This window comes from Brevibacterium sp. CSND-B09 (assembly GCF_052906525.1).
This window is the reverse complement of the sequence record NZ_JBREGI010000001.1, coordinates 2,300,911-2,322,462: the sequence shown is the minus strand read 5'-3', so window position 1 is coordinate 2,322,462 and position 21,552 is coordinate 2,300,911. Positions and strand designations below refer to the sequence as shown.

The following is a 21,552-nucleotide window of genomic DNA, read 5'->3' as shown; positions in this document are numbered from 1 at the left end:
TGCATCTGACCGACCTCCACGAAAGAAGCGGCCGCCGAGGATGTCCTCGACGGCCGATTCCTGCGTGAGCTGGGCGCCCCTCACCTGGGGCGGCGGTCAGCCCTGGGAGCCCTTGCCGTCGTCGTCCTGACCGTCGCCCGGCTCATCGCCGTCGGGCGAGGCGCTGCCGTCGCCCGAGTTCGAAGCCGAGCCCGGACCCGCCCCCGAGCCGGCCCCGGACGCGCCTGTACCGCTCTCGTCGAGGCGACGCTTCGCCTCGTCGATATAGGCCTGCACATCGAAGCCTGTGGCCTTCTTCACCTCGTCTCCGATCCGGTCGAGGTCGACGCCGCTGTCATCGAGGAAGGCCTTCGGGTCGAATCCTGTGCCTGTCGATCGCGGACCGGCAGCCGCGCCGTCTGCGACGACCCCGTCGACGATCTCGTCCGGGGAGCGGCCCGTCCCGGACGAACCACCAGAAGCGGACCCTCCGGAACCGCCGGTCCCGCCAGTCCCGCCGGGCTCGCCCGAACCATCACCACTCGAGTCGGCTCCGCCGGAGCGCTTCGCCTTGGCCACGAGGTCGGTGAGGTCGACACCAGTCGTTCCGCGCACGACTTCGAGGACCTGCGAGAGGTTGTTCGACACGGAGTTCGCGAGCTTCGACTCGCCATCGGTGGACACGATGGAGAGGTCCTTGATGTTCGCATACGGCGCCACGAGCTCCCCGGCGACCGAGGGCAGCACCTCGAGCACCTTCGACAGCACGGCCGCGTCGTTGAACTGCTTGTAGGCCTCGGCCTGTGCACGCAGCGCCTCGGCTTCGGCTTCACCGCGGGCACGAATCGCATCGGCCTCTGCTTCACCTTCGAGGCGGATGGCCTCGGCGTCCTTCGAGCGACGGTGGAGCTCGGCGGCGGCCTCGGCCCGGCCCTGCGCCTCGATCTCATAGGCACGGGCATCGGCCGCGGCCTGCTGCCGGTAGCGTTCGGCGTCGGCCGGTCGGCGCACCTCGGCGTCGAGCTGTTCGGCACGCAGCTCCGCGGCTTCCTTCGCCACGATCCGGTCTTTCTCGAGCAGCTTCTGCTTCTCGGCTGCCGCGGCCAACGGACCGGCGTTGTCTGCCGTGGCCTGCCGCTGATCGGCCTCTTCCTTCAGCGCGGCCCGGCGCAGTGCCAGCTGCTGCTGCTGTTCGGCGATCGCCTGATCGGTGAGCGCCTGCTGCTTCTGGGTCTCTTCGTTCTGCTGCGCCTGCTCGACGGCCGAAGCACGGCCGGCGTTCGCCTCGGCGATGGCGGCGTTCTTCGCCACTTCGGCGGCCTGCGGACGACCCCAGTCGCGCAGATAGCTGCCTTCGTCTTCGACGGCAGAGATCTGGAAGGTGTCGATGATGAGGCCCTGATTGTTCATCGAGTGCGCGGACTCCTCCTGCACCTGCGCGGCGAAGGAAGCGCGGTCCTGGATGATCTGCTCGACGGTGAGCGTGCCGACCACGGCGCGCAGGGTGCCGGAGAGGATCTCCTTCGAGTAGTGGTCGATCTGGTCCTGCTGATCAAGGAAGCGCTGTGCGGCCTTGCGCACATCGTCCTCGGTGCCGCCGACCTTGACCTGGGCGACGCCGCGCAGACGCAGGGCGATGCCGTTGATGGAGATGCCGTCGATCTCGACAGAGATCTGCCGCGAGGACAGTGAAAGGATGAACGCCTTCTGCACGATCGGGTAGACGACCGAGCGGCCCCCGATGACGATGCGACCGGTTCCCGAAGCGCCCGAGGCGTTCCGGCCGGTGATGATGAGCGCCTCGGACGGTGAAGCGATCTTGTAGGAGCGCAGGATCACGAACAGGGCGATCAGAATGATGAGGACGAGGAGGCCGATTCCTCCGGCGCCGAAGAGCAGGTCCATCAGTGGGCCTTTCATCGCGGTGGGGTGTGCCGACCGGCCGATCGCCGGCCGATCCCCTCCATCCTATGCGAGCGCTCTGACACGCGACAGGGCAGAAACCCCCACGCTACAGGGCAGAATCTCGCCGAGGCGGCCGTCCCGACCGTCAACCGTGCGGTGGAAGTCCGCCCTCACCCCGCCGCTGCAGTGATCAGGTTCACTTGCCCCAATCGCCGGGAGGGCCCGCCAGGAGCAGCCCCGAGAAGACGAGGATGACGAAGATGATGCCCAGCCCGACTGCCAGCCAGGGCGAACGGATGCACCACGAGGTGAGCTTCTCGAACCAAGTCTGCGGGGTGCGGCCGTTGCGGCCCAGACCCCAATCGCCTTCGAGAGATCCCGTCTTCTCGACGGAGCGCTCGAAGGGAATCGTGGCATAGGGAATGATCGCTGACCCGAGGCCGGTGGCGATGCGTCGCTTGCTCCACTGCTGCGAGGTGCCGACGCCGATGACGGCGATGACGAAGCAGATGAAGATGAAGCCGTGGATGCCTCCGCCGATCCGCACACCCACCTCGGTGGTGTGGGTGACGTACTTGAGGAACATGCCGATGAGCAGCAGAGTCCAGGTGACGGTCTCGGCGATGGCGAAGAAGGTGAAGAAGCGTTTGGGAGTCACAGAAGACCATTGTGCCCGGACAAGGTGAACGCCCCCTGAGGAGCGCCGCCAGGTAAGTCGCTCGATCTCAGATCTGGTTCAGGGCAGACTCAGCTGCGTCATCGGCGCCGGATTCGAACCGCGGCCATCGTCATCTTCGCAGACGAGAACGGCCCGATACGGGCCGGCGACCGCCTCCAGTCACCGGCCCACGTCGGGCCGTCCGTGCCGTTCAGGGCACGTTGTCTCGGATGCCCCTCAGCTGCGGCGGCGGCGTGAACCCAGCGTCATCGCCAGACCGAGCACGATGAGCGCTCCGGCCGAGAGGATCAGCGGCAGGGCTTCGTTACCGGTGCGCGGCAGATCTCCTCCGCCGCCACCGTTGCCGCCGTCACCGGCACCCGGCCCGTCACCCTCGGCGACGACCTCGAAGGATCCGGTCAGCGGATCCCCGCCTTCACAGTCGACCGTGACGTCGTAGGTGCCGATGTAGCTGTCGACCATCGACGCATCGAGTCCGCGGACTCCGAATCGAGCGGTGCCGTCGGCTCCGACCTCGGCAGTCTGTTCGAACGTCTCGATCTTCCCGTTGTTCGGGGTCACCGTCATCGTCGCGGTGGAGTCGGCGGTGCAGCCGGTGGCCGCGACCTGGACTCCCTTCTCGCTGACGAAATCCGGCGCCTCGATCGTCTTCGGATCGATGCTCAGAGCCCGCTCATCAGGAGCCTCGGTCGGCGTCTCCGTGGGCGGATCAGTGGGATCCGTTGGCGGAGTCGTCGGATCGGTGGGAGGATCCGTCGGCGCGTCGGTGAGGTCATAGGCCAACGTGTGGACGGCGAAACCGATGGCGGGAGCGAAGATGTCGATGGATTCCTTGCTCACGTTCTCGATCGTGTCCGTGGACTGGTGGTAGTTCGTGTCGTGCTTCTCACCGACGGTGCCGCCGAACATCTCAGCTTCCTCTGCGGTCTTCGTACCGTCGGCGCCGGAGAACAGGCCGCTGGCCGGGATGCCGTTGTCGATGAACGCCTGGTAGTCCGAGCGTCCGGAGAAGTCGGTGCCGACGTTGGGCTGGTCGATATCGGCGAAGTAGTCGGTGAAGACCTTCTCGAGTTCGGCCGACCCTTCGGGGACGTTGACGCCGTCGGGAATCGGCACATCTGAGCCGTCGGAGTCGAGTGTGCCGACGATGTAGTTGTCGGAACCGATCATGTCGAAGTTCATGTACGACTTGATCTTGCCCAGCTCGGCATCGTCGAGGCTCTCCACGTAGTGTGTCGAACCGACGAGTCCCTCTTCCTCGGCTCCCCACCAACCGAATCGGATGGCGTTGTCGACATCGGTCGGCTGTTTCGCGAGCGCCTCGGCGGAAGCGAGCAGCGCCGCAGATCCCGAACCGTTGTCGTTGACGCCGGGGCCTTCTGCGACACCGTCGAGGTGGGCACCGAACATCTGGACGTTATCGTGGTCGCCCGCCTTGGTCTCGGCGATGACGTTCCATGTCGTCGAGGTCACATACTCGGTCTCGAGCGTGAAGTCGGCCGTGAGCACGGCGGCCGCTGCGGCATCGTTGCCGGCCTCAGCTTCGTCGCCCGTCGTTTCGTCTGCGTCGTCGGCTCCATTCGCCTCGCCTCCACCGGCGAGGCCGCTGCCGGCCTCGGTGCCGCCGTTCTCAGCCGCACCCTCGGCCTCCGCTGCGTCCTCGACCTTGGAAAGGAGATCCTGGCCGACCTTGTAGGTCACCGTCACGGTCGGGGTGCCGTTCTCAATCCGCTCGCCGAGGGTGGCGTTGAGCTCCTCGTCGGGATTGTCGGCGTCATTGTTGTAGATGATGAGCGCGGCGGCACCGGCATCGGTGGCGGCCTGCGCCTTCTCGCCGAATGAGCACTCTCCGCGGGAGGCGAGGACGAGCGCGCCTTCAGCAGACTCATCGTAATCATCGGCAGAGCAGCCGAGCTGCCCGCCCGCAAGATCGCTGTTGTCATCATCGACCGGCAGGACCACAGGTATGCCAGTCAGCGGTTCTTCGGTCGCCTCGGTGTAGCTTGCGGTGTTGACATCGACCTTCTCGCCGTCGACGACAACCTCGACCGTGCCGTCCTTCTGCTGTTCGTGCTCGAAGGCCTGACGCTTCACATCGAAGGCACCGGTCGCCTCGAGGGTGGATTCGACGTATTCCACGGCTTCTTCGTAGCCGGGCGTGCCCAGCGCGCGGAATCCTTCATCCGCATGCGAGGTGGAGATGTCGGAGATCTTCTGCAGATGTTCCATCACGGCGTCGCCGTTGACGCCCATATCGGTGTGTTCAGTCGGCCCCGCGGTGCCCGCCGCCAGTGCCGGGCTCACCCCGCCGAGGACCAGTCCGGCCGTGGCGGTGACCGCCAGCCAGCTCTTCGTGCGCAACTTCATGGAGTTCCTTTCGCTCCTTTGTCTGTGTCCAGAGGAATCGCACATGACGGCGCACCGGAAGCGACCGCCAGGGTATGGCTCCTCGGCCATACCGGTGTCGGCCCATCTACGGCTGCACTTGCGGGGAAGCTCGATTCTGACGCTTCGCCATGATTCGTCGTTGGTAACGAATCACATGCTTCTATAACGAAACGGTGACACAACTCACATTGGTCATTAATCTAACGCACCCCAGCGGGCTTTCATGTTACGAATTGATAACAACCGGTCACTGATTGATTTCGCACGCGCGGACTGTCTGCGGTTCACATGCGGATTCTCTGCGGCGACTGCGGCCGCACCACCGGTCACTCCCGCGACGCCCCGGCCTCACCTGCTGCCTGCCCGCGCATCGCACCGCGCAACCCGGCCCGTCTTCTCAGCCCCCTCACGGCCGCCCGTGCCGGAATCAGACCGCACGACTAGACTTGGACCAGTGACGACCAATGACTCCGCAGGAGGGACTCCGCCCGCCTCCCCCGACCGGCGGACCATTCGCCGCTGGCAGCGCTACCTCGCCAACGAGCGGCTCGAGGAACGGGTGTATCGCAACCTCGCCGAACGCCGCAAGGGCGAAGACCGCGAGATCCTGCTCAGCCTCGCCGCAGCGGAATCCCGGCATCAGGAGCATTGGATCTCCCTCCTCGGTGAACACGCCCAGAAGCGCCGCTCCGCCGATCTCGTCACCCGCTGCCTGGCGTTCCTCGGCCGCATGTTCGGCTCCGTGTTCGTCCTCGCCCTGGCTCAGCAGTCTGAGACGAGCTCGCCGTACGACGAAGACGAAGCCGCCTCGGCGGAGATGGCCGCCGATGAACGCATCCACGCCGAGGTGGTCCGTGCCCTGGCCGCCCGTTCCCGCGCCCGCCTGTCGGGAAACTTCCGTGCCGCCGTCTTCGGTGCCAACGACGGCTTGGTCTCGAACCTCGCCCTCGTCCTCGGTGTCGGCGCGGCTGGAGTCTCGAACACCGTCATCCTGCTCACCGGCGTGTCCGGACTGCTCGCCGGAGCCCTGTCGATGGGAGCCGGCGAATACATCTCGGTGCGCTCCCAGCGCGAACTCCTCGACGCCTCCACTCCGGATCCCGAGTCCCGGCACGCTCTGGCCGACCTCAACATCGACGCCAACGAGCTCGCTCTCGTCTTCCGCGCCCGCGGAATGGAAGCCCGCGAAGCCGAGGCCCGCGCCAACCGCACGATCGCGGCGGCGAAGAACAAACAGGCACCGAGGCTGCCGAACCTCGACTCCGAAGTCGACCGCGACGAATTGGGCACCGGCCTCGGCGCCGCCCTTTCAAGCTTCTGCTTCTTCTCCTCCGGCGCGCTCATCCCGATCCTGCCCTACATCTTCGGCATGTCCGGACTGCCCGCCGTGTTCCTGTCCGCCGGCCTCGTCGGCATCGCACTGCTGTTCACCGGCGGCATCGTCGGCCTGCTCTCCGGCAAATCGCCCGGCCCCCGCGCCCTGCGCCAACTCGGCATCGGCTTCGGCGCCGCTGCCGTGACCTACGCCCTCGGCCTGCTCTTCGGAGGTACCGCATGACCGATCCGCTCATCCTCGTCAACCCTGCCACCGGCACGTTCGAACTCACCGACCTGCGTTCCGCCCAACTGCCCGTCACAGACCTCTCCGCTCATCGTGGGGACGGGATCTTCGAAACCGTACTGGTGAGCGTGGGTGCGCACGGTGCCACCGTGGTGTCGCGGGAACGGCACTTCACCCGGTTCCGCGCGTCCGCCTCGGCGCTGGATCTGCCCGATCCTGACCAAGGACTGTGGGATCGGGTCATCGATTCCCTCATCGCCGAGGTGGCCGCCGCCGATCCCGAGAATGTCGAGTTCGGGATCCGCTACGCTCTCTCCCGCGGGGAGCAGGACGCGAACGGCGCATTCCGGGGCCGCGGGTGGGCCTTTCCCGTGCCCGTGGACGACCACATCCGTACAGCTCGGGAGCAAGGTGTCACCGCCGTCAGCCTCGACCGCGGATTCGACGCCTATATCGGCAGCAAGGCACCGTGGCTGCTCATCGGTGCGAAGACTCTGTCCTATGCGGTCAATCAGGCCGCCGGCCGCTATGCCGCGACCAACGACGCCGATGAGGCGCTTTTCGTCTCCCATGACGGAATCGTGCTCGAAGGACCGACCGCGAATCTCATCATCCGCCGAGGCGACCACCTGCTCACTCCGAATCCGGAGGCGGGCCTGCTGTCGGGAACGACGCAGCGCCTCATCTTCGATCATGCGGAGGAACTGGGCCTGAGCGCCGAATATGCCGACCTGAGCCTCGACGACGTCAAGGCGGCGGATGGGGCTTGGTACGTCTCGTCGATGCGCACGGCGGTCGCGCTGCGCGAACTCGACGGGAACGCGATCTCAGTCGATCAGACTCTGACTGACAGGTTCCAGGAGATCATCCGCGGACGGTGAGGCCGTGGGAGCCGCCGGATCCGAGTGAGCGGCAGGCGCCTTCGGGGATACGCTGCCCCGGGGTGGCCGGACTCTGGGCACCTTCGGGGATGCGCTGCCCCGAGCCCTCAGGCTCGGGGCAGAGCGTCGGCGGGTTTCGCCGAGGGGAGAGTGAAGGCGAGAACGAGCCCGAGGATGCAGGCGGCGCAGCTGATCAGCCACACCGGCCAGAAGACGCCGGACATTCCCGGCAGCAGCGCAAGCAGGAATCCGAGGGCGCCACAGACGAACAGTCCGGTGACGACGCGCGTCTTCCACTTCCTCAGCATCGTGTGCCTTTCTCTTCACGTTTCGACCCAGACCTTCCCTTGCCCGATCGAAGCGTGCTCTCACGCTATCTCCCCCGGTCTGCCCGGCACATCCCCCAAAAGTATGAAATGAGCGAACTTTCTCGACCTCGTTCAATCTCGGGTGGCCTCGCGCGCATCGTCCTGCGTTAGTGTTGACTTCGACGGAATACGTTCCCGCGTCTCGTAAGAGTCGTGGGACTCAATGTTCAAAGGAAAGGACACGAGCATGGGAAAGCTCGCTTGGCAGATCATCGGCGTGGGAGCGCCTATCGCAGCTGCATTCGTCGCTCGCAAGACCCTGACCTTCGCGTGGGAGAAGTCGACGAAGCGCCCGGCGCCGTCGAACCCCGTCGATGACGAGATCTCGATGTCCGAGGCCCTGGCCTGGACGATCGTCTCCGGTGTCGGTGTGGCCGTGGCTCAGCTCGTGGTTCAGCGCATCGCCGCGAACACCGTGCGCAACAACTTCGGCGATGAGGCCCTGCCGAAGAAGTTCCGCAAGCAGATCGAAGAGGTCACTGACTGATCTTCCGCTGACCTTCTGCTGCTTCTGCAGCAGCGAAGCGGCCCGCGAAGCTCATGCTTCGCGGGCCGTCTGCTTCCCTGGCGAAATCTGCCGGTTGAGCCCGGCCCGCCAGCAAACGCGAGTCAGAAATTCATACGCCCTGATCAAGATCACTGCGTATGAACTTTGAGGCCGCTCATCCACACCTAGGTCCGACGCGGTCGAGGATCTCGGCGAGGACCGATGCCTCGACCTGCCCCGGCGCCGAAGCCTGACCGATCTGCGCGAATGTGGCGCAGCTGCCGAAGTCGGCGCCCATGATCCTGCTCGTCCGGCCCAAGGAACCCATCGAGATTCCAAGCACCGGAACCGGCAGCGAGGCATCCGCCGCGGCAGTCGCCTCCAGGAGACGCAGAACATCGGCCGGTGCCTGCGGCATCATCGCCACCTTGGCCACATGCGCTCCGGCCTCGCTCATCGCAGCGAACGTCTTCAGCAGGCGCTCGGCAGAGTCCGTGGACTCGAAATTGTGGTGCGAAGCGACGACGGGCACGCCCGCTTCCTGCGCCGAGGCGATAAGGGAGACCGACGCGGCCCGATCGATCTCAACGTCGATGGCCACGGGAACGCCCGATGATGCGCTGCCGGGAACGCCCGAGGCGGCGGTGCCGGTGGGACCGGTGCCGGCAGCAGTTCCGGCGTCCGCCTCGACGTCGGCGACCCCGGCGATGAGTTCCCGCACCACCTCGGCGTAGTCGTCCTCGGTGATCTCCACCTGCCCGCCCTCGAATCCGGTGCGGACGGTCAGGAGGATCGGCAACCCCGCTGTGAGTGCACTCGGAAGCAGACGAAGGGCCGCCTCGGCGAGGCTGTGCACACTCGTGCGCACCCCACCCTGCGCAGGACCGGAGGCGACGACGAGCAGCGGATCGATGCGCCATTCGACGGCGTCGACGATTCCGGTCGCGGCGGCCGCGGCGCATTCGGCAGTGAGCTCATCTGCATCGATTGCCTGTGTCGGCACGATGACGGCAGGTCGCCCAGGATTGCGCACCGCGGGCGATCCTGCGGCAGGATTGAGGAACGGCAAGGATTTCATTTCTCAAGCGTAGGCGGTGACCAGGCGCGCGCGGGCAGGAGGACACGGGTGGAGACGATGCAGGTGGACAGGATCAGCGCACGCGATGGCTTCCCGCTCGAGGTCCAGGTCAGCGGGCCGGAGGACGCTCCTGCACTGCTCCTCCTGCAGGGCCAGTCGAATTCGCACGAGTGGTGGGACGATCTGCGCGGGGACTTCGAACCGGACTTCCGCACAATCACGTTCGACTATCGCGGAACGGGCGGCAGCCGGGGTGAGCTCGGGGAACTGTCGACAGCGAGCTTCGCCGAAGATGCCGTGGACGTGCTCGACCACCTCGGCGCGGATCGGGCCGCGATCTACGGCACGTCCATGGGCGGGCGGATCTCGCAGATGCTGGCACTCAACCATCCGGAGCGGGTGAGCGCTCTGGTCCTCGGGTGCACCTCGCCCGGCGGGCCGCATGCCGTCAAGCGTCCGCGTGAGGTCGGCCAAGCTCTGGCGAGGCTGCGTGGTGACGAGCACACGCAGTACCTCTTCGACCTCTTCTACACCCCCGAATGGACGGTATCGGCGGAGTACAGCAAGATGCTCGGCGACGACACGATGACGGCGGCCGAGTCATCCGCCCATCTGCGCGTGAGCGCCAATCACAATGCCTGGGACCGGCTGCCCGAGATCTCCGCCCCGACGCTGATCATGCACGGCGATGCCGATCGGATGAACCCGGTCGGGAACGCCCGCATCCTCCACGAGCGCATCCCCGGATCTCAGCTGCGCATTCTGCCGGAAGGCCGACACGGATTCTTCGAAGAATTCGCCGAGGTGGTCACTCCGGCCGTGGTCCGCTTCCTCACGGAATCGCTGCAGAATTCCTGAAGGCAGGAATTCCGGAGGCAAGGCCGCCTACTGCATCAAAATCCCATATCCGGTATCAAATCCATTAACGGCATACCTACATGCTCCAATCGATGATTATAACAATCAAGTAACGCACGAACATCTGTTTGCCCAGGTCAGAGCGCTAGTCAAGGGCGACGCGCCGCATAATCCCAACAAGATCTCTACCGAAAACCCTGAACAAAACTACAATGGTGGATCAGATATCCGTGTGCGGTGAGGCGCGTGCGCAATTGAGCTATTCGGATCTGATCTGCGAGCACCGAACCGTGCAAACGGGGGTGAAGCCTCTCGTTCTTGCGGACTGCCAAGAATGCAAGGAGGAAGCACGTGAGCGTTGTCAAAGCGTCACACGTCTACAAAGTTTTCGGAAAGCGCGAAAACGAAGTCGTCAAACGACTCGAAGAGGGCGCCGACCGAGATGATCTGACAAAACTCGGAACCGCCGCCGTCATCGATGCGAGCTTCGAAGTCGAGGCCGGCGAGATCTTCGTCGTCATGGGCCTGTCAGGCTCGGGCAAGTCGACCCTGATCCGCACTCTCAACGGACTCTGGGCACCCACCGCCGGATCCGTCGAGGTGCTGGGCACCGACATCGCGAAGATCGATCCGGCCGCACTGCGCAAGGTCCGCAGCGAACACATCTCGATGGTGTTCCAGCACTTCGCGCTGCTCCCGCACCGCACCGTCCGCGACAACGCCGCCTATGCGCTCGAGATCCGCGGAGTCGCGAAGGCGGAGCGGGACAAGGCCGCCGACCGTTGGCTCAAGGCCGTCGGCCTCGAAGGCTGGGGCGACAAGTTCCCCGAGCAGCTCTCCGGCGGTATGCAGCAACGCGTCGGCCTGGCCCGCGCGCTGGCGGCAGAGACCGACATCCTCCTCATGGACGAAGCCTTCTCCGCCCTCGACCCGCTGATCCGGCGCGAGATGCAGGAACAGCTCGTCGAACTGCAGCGGGAGCTGAAGAAGACCATCATCTTCATCACCCACGACCTCAACGAGGCGATGTTCCTCGGTGACCGGATCGCGGTGATGCGCAATGGACGCATCGTCCAGGTCGGCACCCCGGAGGACATCCTCACCGACCCGGCCAACGACTACGTGGCACAGTTCGTCCACGACGTCGACCGGGCACGCGTGCTGACTGCCAACAACGTCATGGAGAAGGCACGGCAGACCGTGAGCAATCAGAACGGTCCCCGAGTCGCACTGCGCACCATGCGCGACAACGGCGCCTCGGGCGTGTACGTCACGGACAGGGACCGGAAGTTCCTCGGCCTCGTCAGCGACCGCGACTGCATCGAACACATCCGGACAGGTGCCACGACTCTCGACGAGATCATCAAACCGGTCGCCCACCCCGCATCTCCGGACGACCTGCTCATCGATCTCTTCCTCCCGACCGCGGAGATGCCTCTGCCGGTGCCCGTCACCGACGCGGACGGCGAACTCGTCGGCGTCGTCCCCCGAGCCACCCTGCTCGCCGCGCTCGGCACGCAGAACGGCAATGACGAGGCCTCGACGGACGCCGCTGTCGAAGACTGGCCCGAGCCGGTCGACACCGGAATCATCGACCGGGTACTCGCCGAAGGTGATGATGCCGTCGCACCGCAGGCCACCGGTGAAAGGAGTGAGCGCTGATGGAGAACATCAGAATTCCGATCGGAGCCTGGGTCGACACCGTCTTCGACTGGCTCAAAGACAACGTCGCATGGTTCTTCGACGCCGTCACCTGGCTGTTCAACTTCCTCATCGAGGTCCTCACCGACGTGCTCGTCGACCTCCACCCGCTCGTCATCATCATTCTGCTGGCGCTCATCGGCTGGATCTTCCGCTCGTGGCAGATGGCTGTGGGCACGCTCATCACCCTGTTCTTCATCATGACGATGGACCAATGGGTGGCCGCGATGCAGACCCTGGCGCTGATCATCATCGCCGCTGTCATCGCCATCATCATCGCCGTCCCGGTCGGCATTCTGGCCGCGCGCAGCAACAGAGCCTCGGCGGTCATCAAACCGATCCTCGACTTCATGCAGACGATGCCGGCATTCGTCTACCTCATCCCGGCAGTCACCTTCTTCGGCATCGGCGTCGTTCCCGGCCTCGTGGCCACGGTGATCTTCGCTCTGCCCCCGGGTGTGCGGTTCACCGAGCTCGGCATCCGCGGGGTCGATTCGGAGACGGTCGAAGCCGGACAGTCCTTCGGTGCGACTCCCGGCCAGATCCTCCGCGGAGTCCAGCTGCCCTTGGCCACCCCGACGATCATGGCCGGCATCAACCAGGTCATCATGCTCGCACTGGCCATGGCCGTCATCGCCGGCATGGTCGGCGCCGACGGACTCGGAAAGAACGTCGTCGAAGCGATCGCCACCCAGAACCTGCCGCTCGGTGTCGAAGCCGGACTCGGTGTCGTGATCATCGCGGTCTATCTCGATCGCGTCACCGCAGCCCTGGGCAACGCGAAGGACTACCCGCACTCGCTGGTTGCGGGGATGCGTCGTCGCAGCGCGAAGAACAAGGCGGCCGCGGCAACCGCCTGAGTCGATGGACCACACAGTCTGAATAGTCGATCACTAGAGAAAAGGAACACACAATGAAGAGAAGATTCCTCACCCCGATCGTCGCTGCGGTCGCAGCCCTCGGCCTTGCCCTGACCGGTTGCTCGCAGGAAGCGGCGAAGGACGACGGCGGAGGCGGCGACAAGGGCGACATCAAACTCGGCTACGTCACCGGCTGGACCGACGGCCAGAGCATCTCGCTCCTGCTCGAAGATCAGCTGGAGAAGATGGGCTACAACGTCGAGACCCAGACCTTCAACGACGCGGCCGTCCTCTACGCCGGTGTCGCCAACGGCGATATCGACATGTATCCGTCCTCGTGGCCCGAGGTCACGCACAAGCAGTACATCGACGAATACGGTGACGACCTCGAAGACCTCGGCGCCTACTACGACAACGCCGTCCTCACGATCGCCGTCCCGAAGTACATGAAGGACATCAACTCGATCGAGGACCTCAAGGGCAAGGGCAAGGACTTCGGCGGCGAGATCATCGGAATCGAGCCCGGAGCCGGTCTGACGAAGGCCACCAAGGCGATGATTCCCGAATACGGTCTCGACGACGAATACGAGCTCGTCACCTCGTCGACCGCTGCCATGCTCACCGAGCTCGGCAATGCGACCGACGCGGAGAAGGACATCGTCGTCACCCTGTGGCGTCCGTTCTGGGCCAATAACGAGTACCCGGTCAAGGACCTCGAGGACCCGAAGGGTGCGATGGGAGACCCCGAGAAACTCCACTTCACCGCGACCAAGGGCTTCGGCGAAGAGTTCTCCGACGCTGCTGACTACGTCGGGAAGATCAAGATGGATGACAAGCAGTACGGAGACCTCGAGGACCTGGTCGTCAACAAGTACAAGGATGATGGCAAAAAGGCCATCGCCGAGTGGCTGAAGGCCAACCCCGACGCCTACGAAGGTGAGCTGCCGGACGAGAAGTGATCCTGACGCCGCGGCAGCAGCCGCACTGAGGACGACATCGTCGGCTCAGCTGCGGGCTTCCCCATTGCCCGGCGTGCGGTCATGAAATGCTGTGCCCTTCCGACTCGGACGAGTCGGGAGGGCACAGCTGTATGAGTAGACTCGGCTGAGAATCGCCGTTGACACCGATTTCGGTGCGCGGGACCGAACGGAGGACATCCCATGACGACTGCTTCGGCATCCGTCGACACCTTCGTCGGCCCTCTCACTGTGACCAGCGACGGCCGGTCCGTCGTCCGACTCGAATGGCACATTTCCGCCGAGGCGACCGACGCCGCCGATCCGATCCCCACCGAGGCGGCCGCCGCCTCGGGACCCTCTGTTTCGATCCCCGCCGAGGCGGCCGTCGCCTCGGATCCGATCCTCGTCGAGGCGGTCGCCCAGTTGCGAGCGTACTTCGACGGCCGCCTCGGCGATTTCGACCTGCCCGTGGACTTCGGTCAGATCTCGGACGTCGCGAGGACCGTTTTGACGACCTTGGCCGAAGAGGTCCCGGCAGGGACCACGGTCACCTACGGACAGCTCGCCGAAGCCAGCGGAACCGGGATTCCGGCGCGTGCCGTCGGCGGGATCATGGGACTCAATCCGATCCCGATCATCGTCCCCTGCCATCGTGTTGTCGCCGGTGACGGGCTCGGCGGGTATTCGGGCGGGCTGCCCGGGCACGAGCTCGAGACCAAGCGACGCCTCCTCGAGTTCGAAGACGCCCTGCCGCAGCCCCTGTTCTGACGCTGACGCTGCCGAAGCGTTCTTGGCCCGCGTCTGGCTCGCTTCGGTACCGCGTCGGGCTCGCTTCGGTCCCGCGCCGGGCTCGTTTTGGTCCCGTTCCGTGCCGGTAGTCTGCCGCATTCAGCTGTCCGCCGGGCGGAGCTCTCCGGACACCGGTCGGGGGCCACGGCAAATCTGGAGGACGCCACTGGAAGTTACGCGAATAATGTGATTACATTGCCGTACCAACTTTTGTGATCACAAATGATCCTGCATTCACATGTTCCTGCTCGGACGATCGGAATTGCCAGAGTCGGCGGTTTCACCGCGCTCGAGCAGCCACCACGAAGAGGAAACTGATGAAGTCACGCACACTCACCTCCGTTGTCGCCGCCTGCGCGACGCTGGGCCTCGCCCTGACCGGGTGCTCCCAGGAGGCCGGTAAGGACTCCGGCTCCGACGGCGACAAGGGCACAATCAAGATCGGCTACATCTCTTCGTGGTCCGACAGCCGCAGCACCGCGTTCCTGCTCGAGGACCAGCTCGAGAAGCTGGGATACGAGCCCGAGCTGGAGACGATCTCCGAGGCCGCGATCCTCTATGCGGGAGTGGCGAACGGCGACATCGACATCTACCCCTCCGCCTGGCCGGAGAAGACCCACAAGCAGTACATGGATGAGTACGGCGACAAGATCGAGGACATCAGCACCTATTACGACAAGGCGCAGAACACGATCGTCGTGCCCGACTATGTCGACATCGATTCGATAGATGAACTCAAAGACAATGCCGACGAGTTCGACGGCAAGATCGTCGGCATCGAGCCCGGGGCCGGTCTCACCAAGGTGACGAAGGATTCGATGATGCCTGCCTACGACCTCGAGAAGGACTTCGAACTCGTCACCTCCTCGACCCCGGCCATGCTCACCGAGCTGGGCAATGCCATCGAGGCGCAGGACGACATCGTCGTCACCCTGTGGCGTCCGTTCTGGGCGAACAACGCCTACGACGTCAAGGAGCTCAAGGATCCGAAGAACGCCATGGGCGATCCGGAGAAGATGCACTTCCTCGGCACCGAGGGCTTCAGCGACGAGTTCCCTGAGGCGTCGGAGCTCATCAAGGGGATCAAGCTCGACGACAAGACGTACGGAGAGCTCGAGGACCTCATCGTCAACGAATACAAAGAGGGCCAGGAAGGTGACGCCGTCGACCAGTGGGTCAAGGACAATCCGAAGGCCTTCGACTCCGAGATCACCGACTGAGCCGCTGCGCGAACATACGGTGCGGCCGCCGCCCCCGCTTCTGCGGGTCCGGCGGCCGCGCCGCTTTCTCAGCCGTCGAACAATTCCTGCCCGACGTACCCGTCCTCGGTCGCTCCGGGCGGGATCGCCCACACGGTCGACCCGATCGGGGTCGTCCATTCGTTGAGCAGGTCCACCTCAGCGAGGCGGCGCTGGATCGGCAGGAACTGCCGTTCGATATCGGCCTGGAAAGACGCGAACAACAGTCCCGAATCCCCACCCGCACCGGTCTCGTAGTTGAACGTGCGCCGGTGGATCTGCACCTCCGGACCCAGTCCGTCGCGGGCCCGGGCGATATGTGCGACCTGCGAGATCTTCGTCAGTCCGCGCTGATCGACAGCGGTGAAGTCCGGATCGTCGAACTCGTCCTCACCCGACAGCGGTGCCCCGGAATCCATGGTCCGCCCGACCGAGAACTCCCGTGCGGGTCGGTCGGCCTGATCCCAGGTGTCGAGGTTCATCGCGATATCGCGCAGAACCAGCGTCGTTCCCCCGCGCATCCACACCGGCAGATGCGCACCGAGGTCGGCCGGCGGCTCCCCGCGGGCGGAGAACACCGGGTTCGCGGCCTCGGTGGCCTGCCCCCAGATGATCCGCGCGAAGTCCTCGGATCCGGGTCCCGGATTCGCCGTGCCGTCGAGCTGACCGAAGAGGTTCCGCTGAGTCTTCCCCTCCCCCGCGCTGCCGTAGGCACGTCGGAATCCGTCCCGCTGCCAGGCCACCTCGGCGAACGATCGCGAATCCTTGAACAGCATGCGCCTGGCATGTGCCAAGGTCAGCGGGTCGTCGCCGCAGATCTGCAGGAGCAGGTCGCCCTTGCAGCGGTCCCGATCGAGGCGATCGATCGAGAAGGCCTCCAAGGGCTTCAGCCAATCCGGGACGTGCTCCTTTCCGGCCAGCGCCACCAGCTCGGATCCGAACCCGAAGGTCACCGTCAGTCGGGCAGGGTCGACGGCGAGCTCGGATTCGGAGTCGGCCAACGGGGCCTGCCCCTGCGTCAGCGCGGCTGCATCCGCGGTGAGCAGCCGTAGCCAGCGCACCGCCTCGGCGGCCTTGATCCCGGGCCCCAGCGTGAACGCGATGAAGTGCGCGAAGGCCTGCGGCGGGGTCTCGACCCCGGATTGATGAGCGCCGTAGAACGGCTCGGTCTGCGGCCCGTTCGCGCCATCCAGATCTCGCCGAGGCGGCCCACCGTCACCGGCGCTCGTGCCCTGTGATCTGGGACCGCGGCCGAGCGCAAATCCGGCCGTGGCACCGACGACACCTGCACCGCCGGCCGCGGCCGCCGAGGTCAGGAGACCTCGGCGGCTGAAGCCGGTGCGACCGGGCTCAGTGGTCACTGTGGTCTCCGTGATCGGAGTCCTCGTGCTCTTCGCTGTCGGCGCCGATGTGTTTGCCCTCGTCGCCGTGCTCACCATGGTCGCCGTGGTCGTCGCTGGAACCTTCGGCCTCACCGGGCGCGTAGTCTTCCTGGGCTCCGGAGTACTCCTTGGCCACGGCCGTGACCTCGACGGTCTCGTCATCGGCGGTGACGAGATCGAGCTTGATCTGCTCGCCCGGCTTGATCGCCTTCTTCAGTCCCATGATCATGATGTGATCGCCTCCGGGCTCGAGGCGGAGGCTCTCCCCGGCCGGGATGGTGAAGCCGCCCTTCTTCTCCTGCATGGACATTCCGCCCGAGCTGTCGCCTACGGTTTCGTGGAGTTCCACCATCTCCGCGTCCGCGTATTTCGCCTCGACGAGGTTGATGTCGGCGTCGGTGTTGTTCTTCAGCTCCCCGAAGACCGCGGTCATTCCGTCGTCGGCGGCCTTGACCCATGCGCCGTCGAAGCTGAGCGCTTCGGCGTCGACCGCGCTTTCCGAGGATTCCGCCGAGGTGGAGCTGCCGTCGGTCTGTGTCGAACCGGCGGCCTTGCTGTCGTCTTGGCCGCAGCCTGCCAGGCCGATGGCGACGGCGATGGGCAGGGCAAGGGCCAGGGTGATGTTCTTTCGCATGATGTCTGCACTTTCGTCATTCAGGTGCTGTCGAGCACATGTCGGCGCGCGCCGCGGTCACCTGTTGGCACTGGCAGTCCCGCGTGTCCCCCACCGTCAGACGACGAGGATCTTCGGTCGCAGAGTCTCTGCGGCCCGAAGCTGCGGGCGCTGAGCCGCATCGCGTTCGTCCGCCTGTGTGCAGGGAACGCGGCCGACCGGCAGCGCTTTCGTGAGCCTTTGCGCAGGTCACAGTTGCCTGCGCGCAGCTCGTGCAAGTGCAAGTGCGCAGGGCATGTGCTGGCCAGGGCGCGGGCACGTGCCCTCTGCGCGCAGCGGTGTGCGCGGACGTGTTCGACAGTCACCGAGGGGCGGCCCGCCGCTGTCTGGGCGGTCGCCCGAAGATGGATGGTCACCCGGGAAACCAGGTGCGGGTCGGCGTTGCAAACGCCGATTGGGATGTCAGCCGAGTACGGGCGGGCCGCGGCGGTAGTTCGGGCCGACCACCGCCGATGTGACCGGCTGCGGCACCCGGAACGAAGCGCAGAGCTTGCGGAACGGTTCGTCGGCCAGGACTCCGGCCGCCTCGGCGAGGGCTCGCAGTGCGCCGATCACCGGGCCCAGGGCCAGCTGCAGAATGCTGAGGACGATGTCCTCACCGCGTTTGAGGATCACGGCGGTGACGAGGACGGCGACGACGTGGGCGATGATCATCCCCGCCGAGGTTGCCCCGTGGCTCGCATGTCCGAGCGCGGTTGCGGCAGGACCGAGATCAAGGGAGCCGGAGGCTGGGACGATGTGTCCGGCGTGGGCGCGGAGGGCCGCCTCGGCGGAAGTGGATCCGGCACCTGCAGCTCCGGCCTGCCCGCTTCCGGATTGAGCGGTTCCCGCGTGGGCCCCCGCATGGGCGAAGGTGTGTGCAGACCAGCTCATCGTCAGGTGCATGAGCACCTGTCCGAGGCCGAGCAGGCCCGCCAGAGTCAGGTAGCCCAGGCGCCTGCCGGCGACGATCATCGCCGCCCAGAGGGCGAGAACGAAGACGACCACAGTGCCCGGAATCGAGACGCCGCCACCGGCACCGAGGTGCATGAGCAGGGCGAGGAGAGTCGTGAAGAGGGCAGCGAAGAGCGCACGTACGGATTTCGTCCATCCGGTCATGGGCCCTCCTCTCAGCTCGCTCCCACATTCTACTCAATGTAGAACAATTTCGGGAAGGCGACTGAGCCTACATCCGCAGCCAGGTATCGGCGGTCTTCTTGACCATGGCACCGGCATCAGCGGCAGCATCCCCCCAGGCGACGAGGTTGCCATCGGGGTCAGTGGTGGAGTCGGAAAGGACGACGACGTCGAAGTTGCACACAAGACCCGCCATCGCCGAGGCGTAGACGGCTCCGGGGGTGCCCGCCGAGGACGCGTCGGCGCCGGCGTCGGCATCGCCCTCTGCCTGGGCGGCGGGGTCAGTGGTGACTTCGCCAGCTCCAGTGCCTGGCTCGCCCGCGGTGGCGTCGGCGCCGGCGATGATGATCCGGTCGACGGAGAGGTCATGCAGACCTGCGGCCAGATCGTCGACGCCCTCGAACACATCCGGACTCTCGGATCGGAGCACGAGATCCTCCTCATCGGGGACGAAGATGCTCAGCTCCTCATCGGGAGTGTCGGCGAGGTCGGCCTTCGTCGACGCGAAGATGAGCACACCGCCCACAGCGCGGGTGCGGGTGACGATATCGCCGAGGGTCTCCATGGCGTCATCGCTGGGGTAGCTGGCGTCGTCGGTGTCAATGAGGAGCAGGGCATCCATACTCCAATCGTGCCACGACCGACTGACACATTCGAAGCCGGTTCACCTCGGCCATAGCCGACACCACCCCTGACCTGCATGGACACAAAGAATCTTGTGAGCATCCTCGAACTGTGACGAACATTGAATTTATGTTCGAAACTTTTTTCGATCATCTATGGCGTTCCACGCATTATGAGCGTACACTGGATTCCAACAACAACGATGTTGGTGAACGGAATTCATCCCCATGACCCTCACTCCCGAACGCAGCTCCGATCATTCCGATCGGAACGCCGACAACTCCTCGCAGACCAGCGGACACCCGCTGCTGGCCGACGAGGAGTGGGCAGATCTCAGCCGCTTTGCGCCCGAGGTCACCTCTTCGATCACTCAGCTGATGAGCCTCAAAGATGAGCTGCGCTCGTTCGATCGCCCCATGGGACCGGATCAGGCCATCATGCTCGCCGATGGGGTCGAGGCGATCACACGCATCAACGATGCATTGTCGACGCTCGCGCTCTCCGTCTGCGAACGTGTCGGAACACCCAGCGATTTCGGCGCCAAGTCGACGAAGTCGCTCATCGAGAACCGATTCAACCTCACCGGCGCCGAGGCGAATCGCCGCACCGATATGGCCAAGAACCTCGGCGGACGCGTCGACATGGCCGGACAGGCTCTGCCGCCTCTCTACCCTGTCGTCGCAGATGCGCTCCATGCCGGCACGATCTCCGCCGCCCAGGCGTCTGTCATCGAAGACTGCATGCGCAAACTGCCCACGTGGGTCAGTCAGACGGTCCGCACCGACGTCGAGACGCGCTTGGTCGACAACGCACCCAAGGTCCGTCTCAAGGACCTGCGCGAGATCTTCGGCAAGCTCATGGGCTATATCGACCCGGACGGCGCAGAGCCGAATGACTCGGCCGACCGCTCTGCGTACAACATGTCCATGCGCGCCAAGGCCAACGGCGACTGGGAGCTGCGTGGACTGCTCGACCCCGTCACCGGCGGCACTCTCAACGGACTGCTGACCTCACGAATCCAGTCTGCGGGAGAAGCCGACAAGACAGGCGCCGACTCGGCGACCGGCGCCTCTGAGATCGCGGCCGCGGGCAATCCCGCCACCGTAACCGCTGCTTCTGAGGAGACGAGCTCGCCGCTGCCAGACAAAGAGCTGCTTGAGATCGTCGACGCGGTGCTCTCCGGTGACCGATATGACGCGAAGCGAGTTCCGGCACCCGATCTCAACGCAGCTCGCACGAGCGGAAATTCGGCAGCTGTCCCCGGGGTCGGCGTTCGTGAGGACGGCGGTTTCGTGGACGTCAGCGCCGAACAGCCCTCGGCGCGCGAATGGATCTACGAACGATTCGCCGGCCTCGTCACGACGATCGACAAGCAGCGGACGGCTGCAGGAGCGCCTTATGCTCTCGTCATCAACGCCACCGCCGAAGATCTGGCCAAAGGAACAGGACACGGAACCACGGGCGCCGACAATCCCATTCCCATCAAGGAACTGATGAGAAACGGCCTCAACGGCTCGCTGTTCTTCCACCTCATGAGCGACAGGGCCAAGACGATGCAGGTGGCCACAGAACAGCGCTTCGCCAATCGCAAACAGTTGGCAGTGATCACCGCCCGTGACCGAGGTTGCACGTTCCCCGGCTGTGACGCCCCTCCCGGTTGGTGCGATGCCAACCATGTGTTTCCATGGTCGCTCGGCGGAAAGACGGAGATCAACAATCTCGCGCTGCTCTGCAGCTATCACCACCACCTGCTCGACCGCACCGCCTGGGACACGGTGATGCTCTTCGACGGGCGACCGGCCTACATTCCGCCTGCCGCAAAGGACCCGGCTCGTAAGCCGATCCTCCACGCCCGCTTCATCGCGGACGACATCGTCGACTCCCTGTTCGACAAATAGCCGCCCCTCCTTTCAGGGGACAGCTGTGCCCACTTTCCAGCTTCGGCCGGGTTCAGCCCACTTTCCAGGTTCAACTCGGTTCAGCCCGGTTCAACTCGATTCAACTCGGTGCAGTCCGGTTCGGCCCG

At 65.1% G+C, this 21,552-nt stretch carries 19 protein-coding genes; 10 read left to right on the top strand and 9 right to left on the bottom strand.

Annotation, left to right across the window (positions count from 1 at the left end; genetic code table 11):
• Positions 1–96: 96 nt before the first annotated feature.
• The 3 genes from ACU4IU_RS10405 to ACU4IU_RS10395 all read right to left on the bottom strand — a co-directional run bounded on the left by ACU4IU_RS10405 (position 97) and on the right by ACU4IU_RS10395 (position 4,930).
• Positions 97–1,884 carry a flotillin family protein gene (locus ACU4IU_RS10405; RefSeq protein WP_446656666.1) on the bottom strand — a complete coding sequence of 596 codons (1,788 nt, stop codon included), beginning with the start codon at positions 1,882–1,884 and terminating at the stop codon, positions 97–99.
• Positions 1,885–2,080: 196 nt separating this feature from the next.
• Positions 2,081–2,542 (bottom strand): DUF3817 domain-containing protein, encoded by a 462-nt coding sequence (locus tag ACU4IU_RS10400; RefSeq protein ID WP_446656665.1) that lies wholly within the window; start codon positions 2,540–2,542, stop codon positions 2,081–2,083.
• Positions 2,543–2,779: 237 nt separating this feature from the next.
• Positions 2,780–4,930 (bottom strand): M28 family peptidase, encoded by a 2,151-nt coding sequence (locus ACU4IU_RS10395; protein ID WP_446656664.1) that lies wholly within the window; start codon positions 4,928–4,930, stop codon positions 2,780–2,782.
• 475 nt (positions 4,931–5,405) lie between these two features.
• Here ACU4IU_RS10395 and ACU4IU_RS10390 point away from each other — a divergent pair, with 475 nt between their 5' ends.
• Positions 5,406–6,509 (top strand): VIT1/CCC1 transporter family protein, encoded by a 1,104-nt coding sequence (locus ACU4IU_RS10390; RefSeq protein WP_139469001.1) that lies wholly within the window; start codon positions 5,406–5,408, stop codon positions 6,507–6,509.
• Positions 6,506–7,393: an aminotransferase class IV gene (locus ACU4IU_RS10385; RefSeq protein ID WP_446656663.1), complete on the top strand. Its 888-nt coding sequence runs from the start codon at positions 6,506–6,508 to the stop codon at positions 7,391–7,393. The genes ACU4IU_RS10390 and ACU4IU_RS10385 overlap by 4 nt, the downstream gene beginning before the upstream one ends.
• Before the next feature lie 107 nt (positions 7,394–7,500).
• Here ACU4IU_RS10385 and ACU4IU_RS10380 read toward each other — a convergent pair whose 3' ends face one another.
• Positions 7,501–7,701 (bottom strand): hypothetical protein, encoded by a 201-nt coding sequence (locus ACU4IU_RS10380; protein ID WP_139468999.1) that lies wholly within the window; start codon positions 7,699–7,701, stop codon positions 7,501–7,503.
• A gap of 247 nt (positions 7,702–7,948) precedes the next feature.
• On the opposite strand from ACU4IU_RS10380, the gene ACU4IU_RS10375 reads away from it, so the two are divergent.
• Complete coding sequence (locus ACU4IU_RS10375) at positions 7,949–8,248, top strand: DUF4235 domain-containing protein (RefSeq protein ID WP_092010107.1); 300 nt, start codon at positions 7,949–7,951, stop codon at positions 8,246–8,248.
• A gap of 175 nt (positions 8,249–8,423) precedes the next feature.
• Here the strand turns inward: ACU4IU_RS10375 and ACU4IU_RS10370 are convergent, their stop codons facing one another.
• Positions 8,424–9,326 (bottom strand): type I 3-dehydroquinate dehydratase, encoded by a 903-nt coding sequence (locus tag ACU4IU_RS10370; protein WP_446656662.1) that lies wholly within the window; start codon positions 9,324–9,326, stop codon positions 8,424–8,426.
• A gap of 57 nt (positions 9,327–9,383) precedes the next feature.
• On the opposite strand from ACU4IU_RS10370, the gene ACU4IU_RS10365 reads away from it, so the two are divergent.
• The 6 genes from ACU4IU_RS10365 to ACU4IU_RS10340 all read left to right on the top strand — a co-directional run bounded on the left by ACU4IU_RS10365 (position 9,384) and on the right by ACU4IU_RS10340 (position 15,713).
• Positions 9,384–10,184: an alpha/beta fold hydrolase gene (locus ACU4IU_RS10365; protein ID WP_259358484.1), complete on the top strand. Its 801-nt coding sequence runs from the start codon at positions 9,384–9,386 to the stop codon at positions 10,182–10,184.
• A gap of 351 nt (positions 10,185–10,535) precedes the next feature.
• The gene (locus ACU4IU_RS10360) at positions 10,536–11,846 is read left to right on the top strand and encodes a quaternary amine ABC transporter ATP-binding protein (RefSeq protein ID WP_446656661.1); all 1,311 of its coding nucleotides are present in this window, start codon (positions 10,536–10,538) and stop codon (positions 11,844–11,846) included.
• Positions 11,846–12,745, top strand: a complete 900-nt coding sequence (locus tag ACU4IU_RS10355; RefSeq protein ID WP_446656660.1) for an ABC transporter permease — start codon at positions 11,846–11,848, stop codon at positions 12,743–12,745. Before ACU4IU_RS10360 ends, ACU4IU_RS10355 begins: the two co-directional genes overlap by 1 nt.
• A 53-nt stretch (positions 12,746–12,798) precedes the next feature.
• Complete coding sequence (locus ACU4IU_RS10350) at positions 12,799–13,704, top strand: glycine betaine ABC transporter substrate-binding protein (RefSeq protein WP_446656659.1); 906 nt, start codon at positions 12,799–12,801, stop codon at positions 13,702–13,704.
• Between the two features lie 201 nt (positions 13,705–13,905).
• On the top strand, positions 13,906–14,472 hold the full coding sequence (locus tag ACU4IU_RS10345) for a methylated-DNA--[protein]-cysteine S-methyltransferase (protein WP_446656658.1): 567 nt from the start codon (positions 13,906–13,908) through the stop codon (positions 14,470–14,472).
• A 338-nt stretch (positions 14,473–14,810) separates the two neighbouring features.
• A complete protein-coding gene (locus tag ACU4IU_RS10340) occupies positions 14,811–15,713 on the top strand; it encodes a glycine betaine ABC transporter substrate-binding protein (RefSeq protein ID WP_259358428.1) in 903 nt (300 codons plus the stop codon).
• Positions 15,714–15,781: 68 nt separating this feature from the next.
• On the opposite strand, the gene ACU4IU_RS10335 is transcribed toward ACU4IU_RS10340, so the two are convergent.
• The 4 genes from ACU4IU_RS10335 to ACU4IU_RS10320 form a co-directional block, all read right to left on the bottom strand.
• Complete coding sequence (locus tag ACU4IU_RS10335) at positions 15,782–17,092, bottom strand: Dyp-type peroxidase (RefSeq protein ID WP_259358429.1); 1,311 nt, start codon at positions 17,090–17,092, stop codon at positions 15,782–15,784.
• Entirely contained in the window at positions 17,082–17,747 is a 666-nt protein-coding gene (locus tag ACU4IU_RS10330; protein ID WP_446656657.1) for a copper chaperone PCu(A)C, read from the bottom strand. Before ACU4IU_RS10330 ends, ACU4IU_RS10335 begins: the two co-directional genes overlap by 11 nt.
• Before the next feature lie 441 nt (positions 17,748–18,188).
• Positions 18,189–18,884, bottom strand: a complete 696-nt coding sequence (locus ACU4IU_RS10325) for a hypothetical protein (protein WP_446656656.1) — start codon at positions 18,882–18,884, stop codon at positions 18,189–18,191.
• A 67-nt stretch (positions 18,885–18,951) separates the two neighbouring features.
• Complete coding sequence (locus tag ACU4IU_RS10320) at positions 18,952–19,524, bottom strand: hypothetical protein (RefSeq protein ID WP_172172028.1); 573 nt, start codon at positions 19,522–19,524, stop codon at positions 18,952–18,954.
• Between the two features lie 229 nt (positions 19,525–19,753).
• Between ACU4IU_RS10320 and ACU4IU_RS10315 the strand changes: the two genes are divergently transcribed.
• Entirely contained in the window at positions 19,754–21,424 is a 1,671-nt protein-coding gene (locus ACU4IU_RS10315) for an HNH endonuclease signature motif containing protein (protein ID WP_259358432.1), read from the top strand.
• Positions 21,425–21,552: the final 128 nt, after the last annotated feature.

Excerpts from the sequence above, each read along its gene's own strand:
- ACU4IU_RS10355 (WP_446656660.1), top strand. The coding sequence starts at position 11,846 with ATGGAGAACATCAGAATTCCGATCGGAGCCTGGGTCGACACCGTCTTC.
- ACU4IU_RS10395 (WP_446656664.1), bottom strand. The coding sequence starts at position 4,930 with ATGAAGTTGCGCACGAAGAGCTGGCTGGCGGTCACCGCCACGGCCGGA.
- ACU4IU_RS10330 (WP_446656657.1), bottom strand. The coding sequence starts at position 17,747 with ATGCGAAAGAACATCACCCTGGCCCTTGCCCTGCCCATCGCCGTCGCC.
- ACU4IU_RS10375 (WP_092010107.1), top strand. The coding sequence starts at position 7,949 with ATGGGAAAGCTCGCTTGGCAGATCATCGGCGTGGGAGCGCCTATCGCA.
- ACU4IU_RS10320 (WP_172172028.1), bottom strand. The coding sequence starts at position 19,524 with ATGGATGCCCTGCTCCTCATTGACACCGACGACGCCAGCTACCCCAGC.
- ACU4IU_RS10405 (WP_446656666.1), bottom strand. The coding sequence starts at position 1,884 with ATGGACCTGCTCTTCGGCGCCGGAGGAATCGGCCTCCTCGTCCTCATC.
- ACU4IU_RS10345 (WP_446656658.1), top strand. The coding sequence starts at position 13,906 with ATGACGACTGCTTCGGCATCCGTCGACACCTTCGTCGGCCCTCTCACT.
- ACU4IU_RS10315 (WP_259358432.1), top strand. The coding sequence starts at position 19,754 with ATGACCCTCACTCCCGAACGCAGCTCCGATCATTCCGATCGGAACGCC.
- ACU4IU_RS10365 (WP_259358484.1), top strand. The coding sequence starts at position 9,384 with ATGCAGGTGGACAGGATCAGCGCACGCGATGGCTTCCCGCTCGAGGTC.
- ACU4IU_RS10350 (WP_446656659.1), top strand. The coding sequence starts at position 12,799 with ATGAAGAGAAGATTCCTCACCCCGATCGTCGCTGCGGTCGCAGCCCTC.
- ACU4IU_RS10380 (WP_139468999.1), bottom strand. The coding sequence starts at position 7,701 with ATGCTGAGGAAGTGGAAGACGCGCGTCGTCACCGGACTGTTCGTCTGT.
- ACU4IU_RS10340 (WP_259358428.1), top strand. The coding sequence starts at position 14,811 with ATGAAGTCACGCACACTCACCTCCGTTGTCGCCGCCTGCGCGACGCTG.
- ACU4IU_RS10370 (WP_446656662.1), bottom strand. The coding sequence starts at position 9,326 with ATGAAATCCTTGCCGTTCCTCAATCCTGCCGCAGGATCGCCCGCGGTG.
- ACU4IU_RS10325 (WP_446656656.1), bottom strand. The coding sequence starts at position 18,884 with ATGACCGGATGGACGAAATCCGTACGTGCGCTCTTCGCTGCCCTCTTC.
- ACU4IU_RS10385 (WP_446656663.1), top strand. The coding sequence starts at position 6,506 with ATGACCGATCCGCTCATCCTCGTCAACCCTGCCACCGGCACGTTCGAA.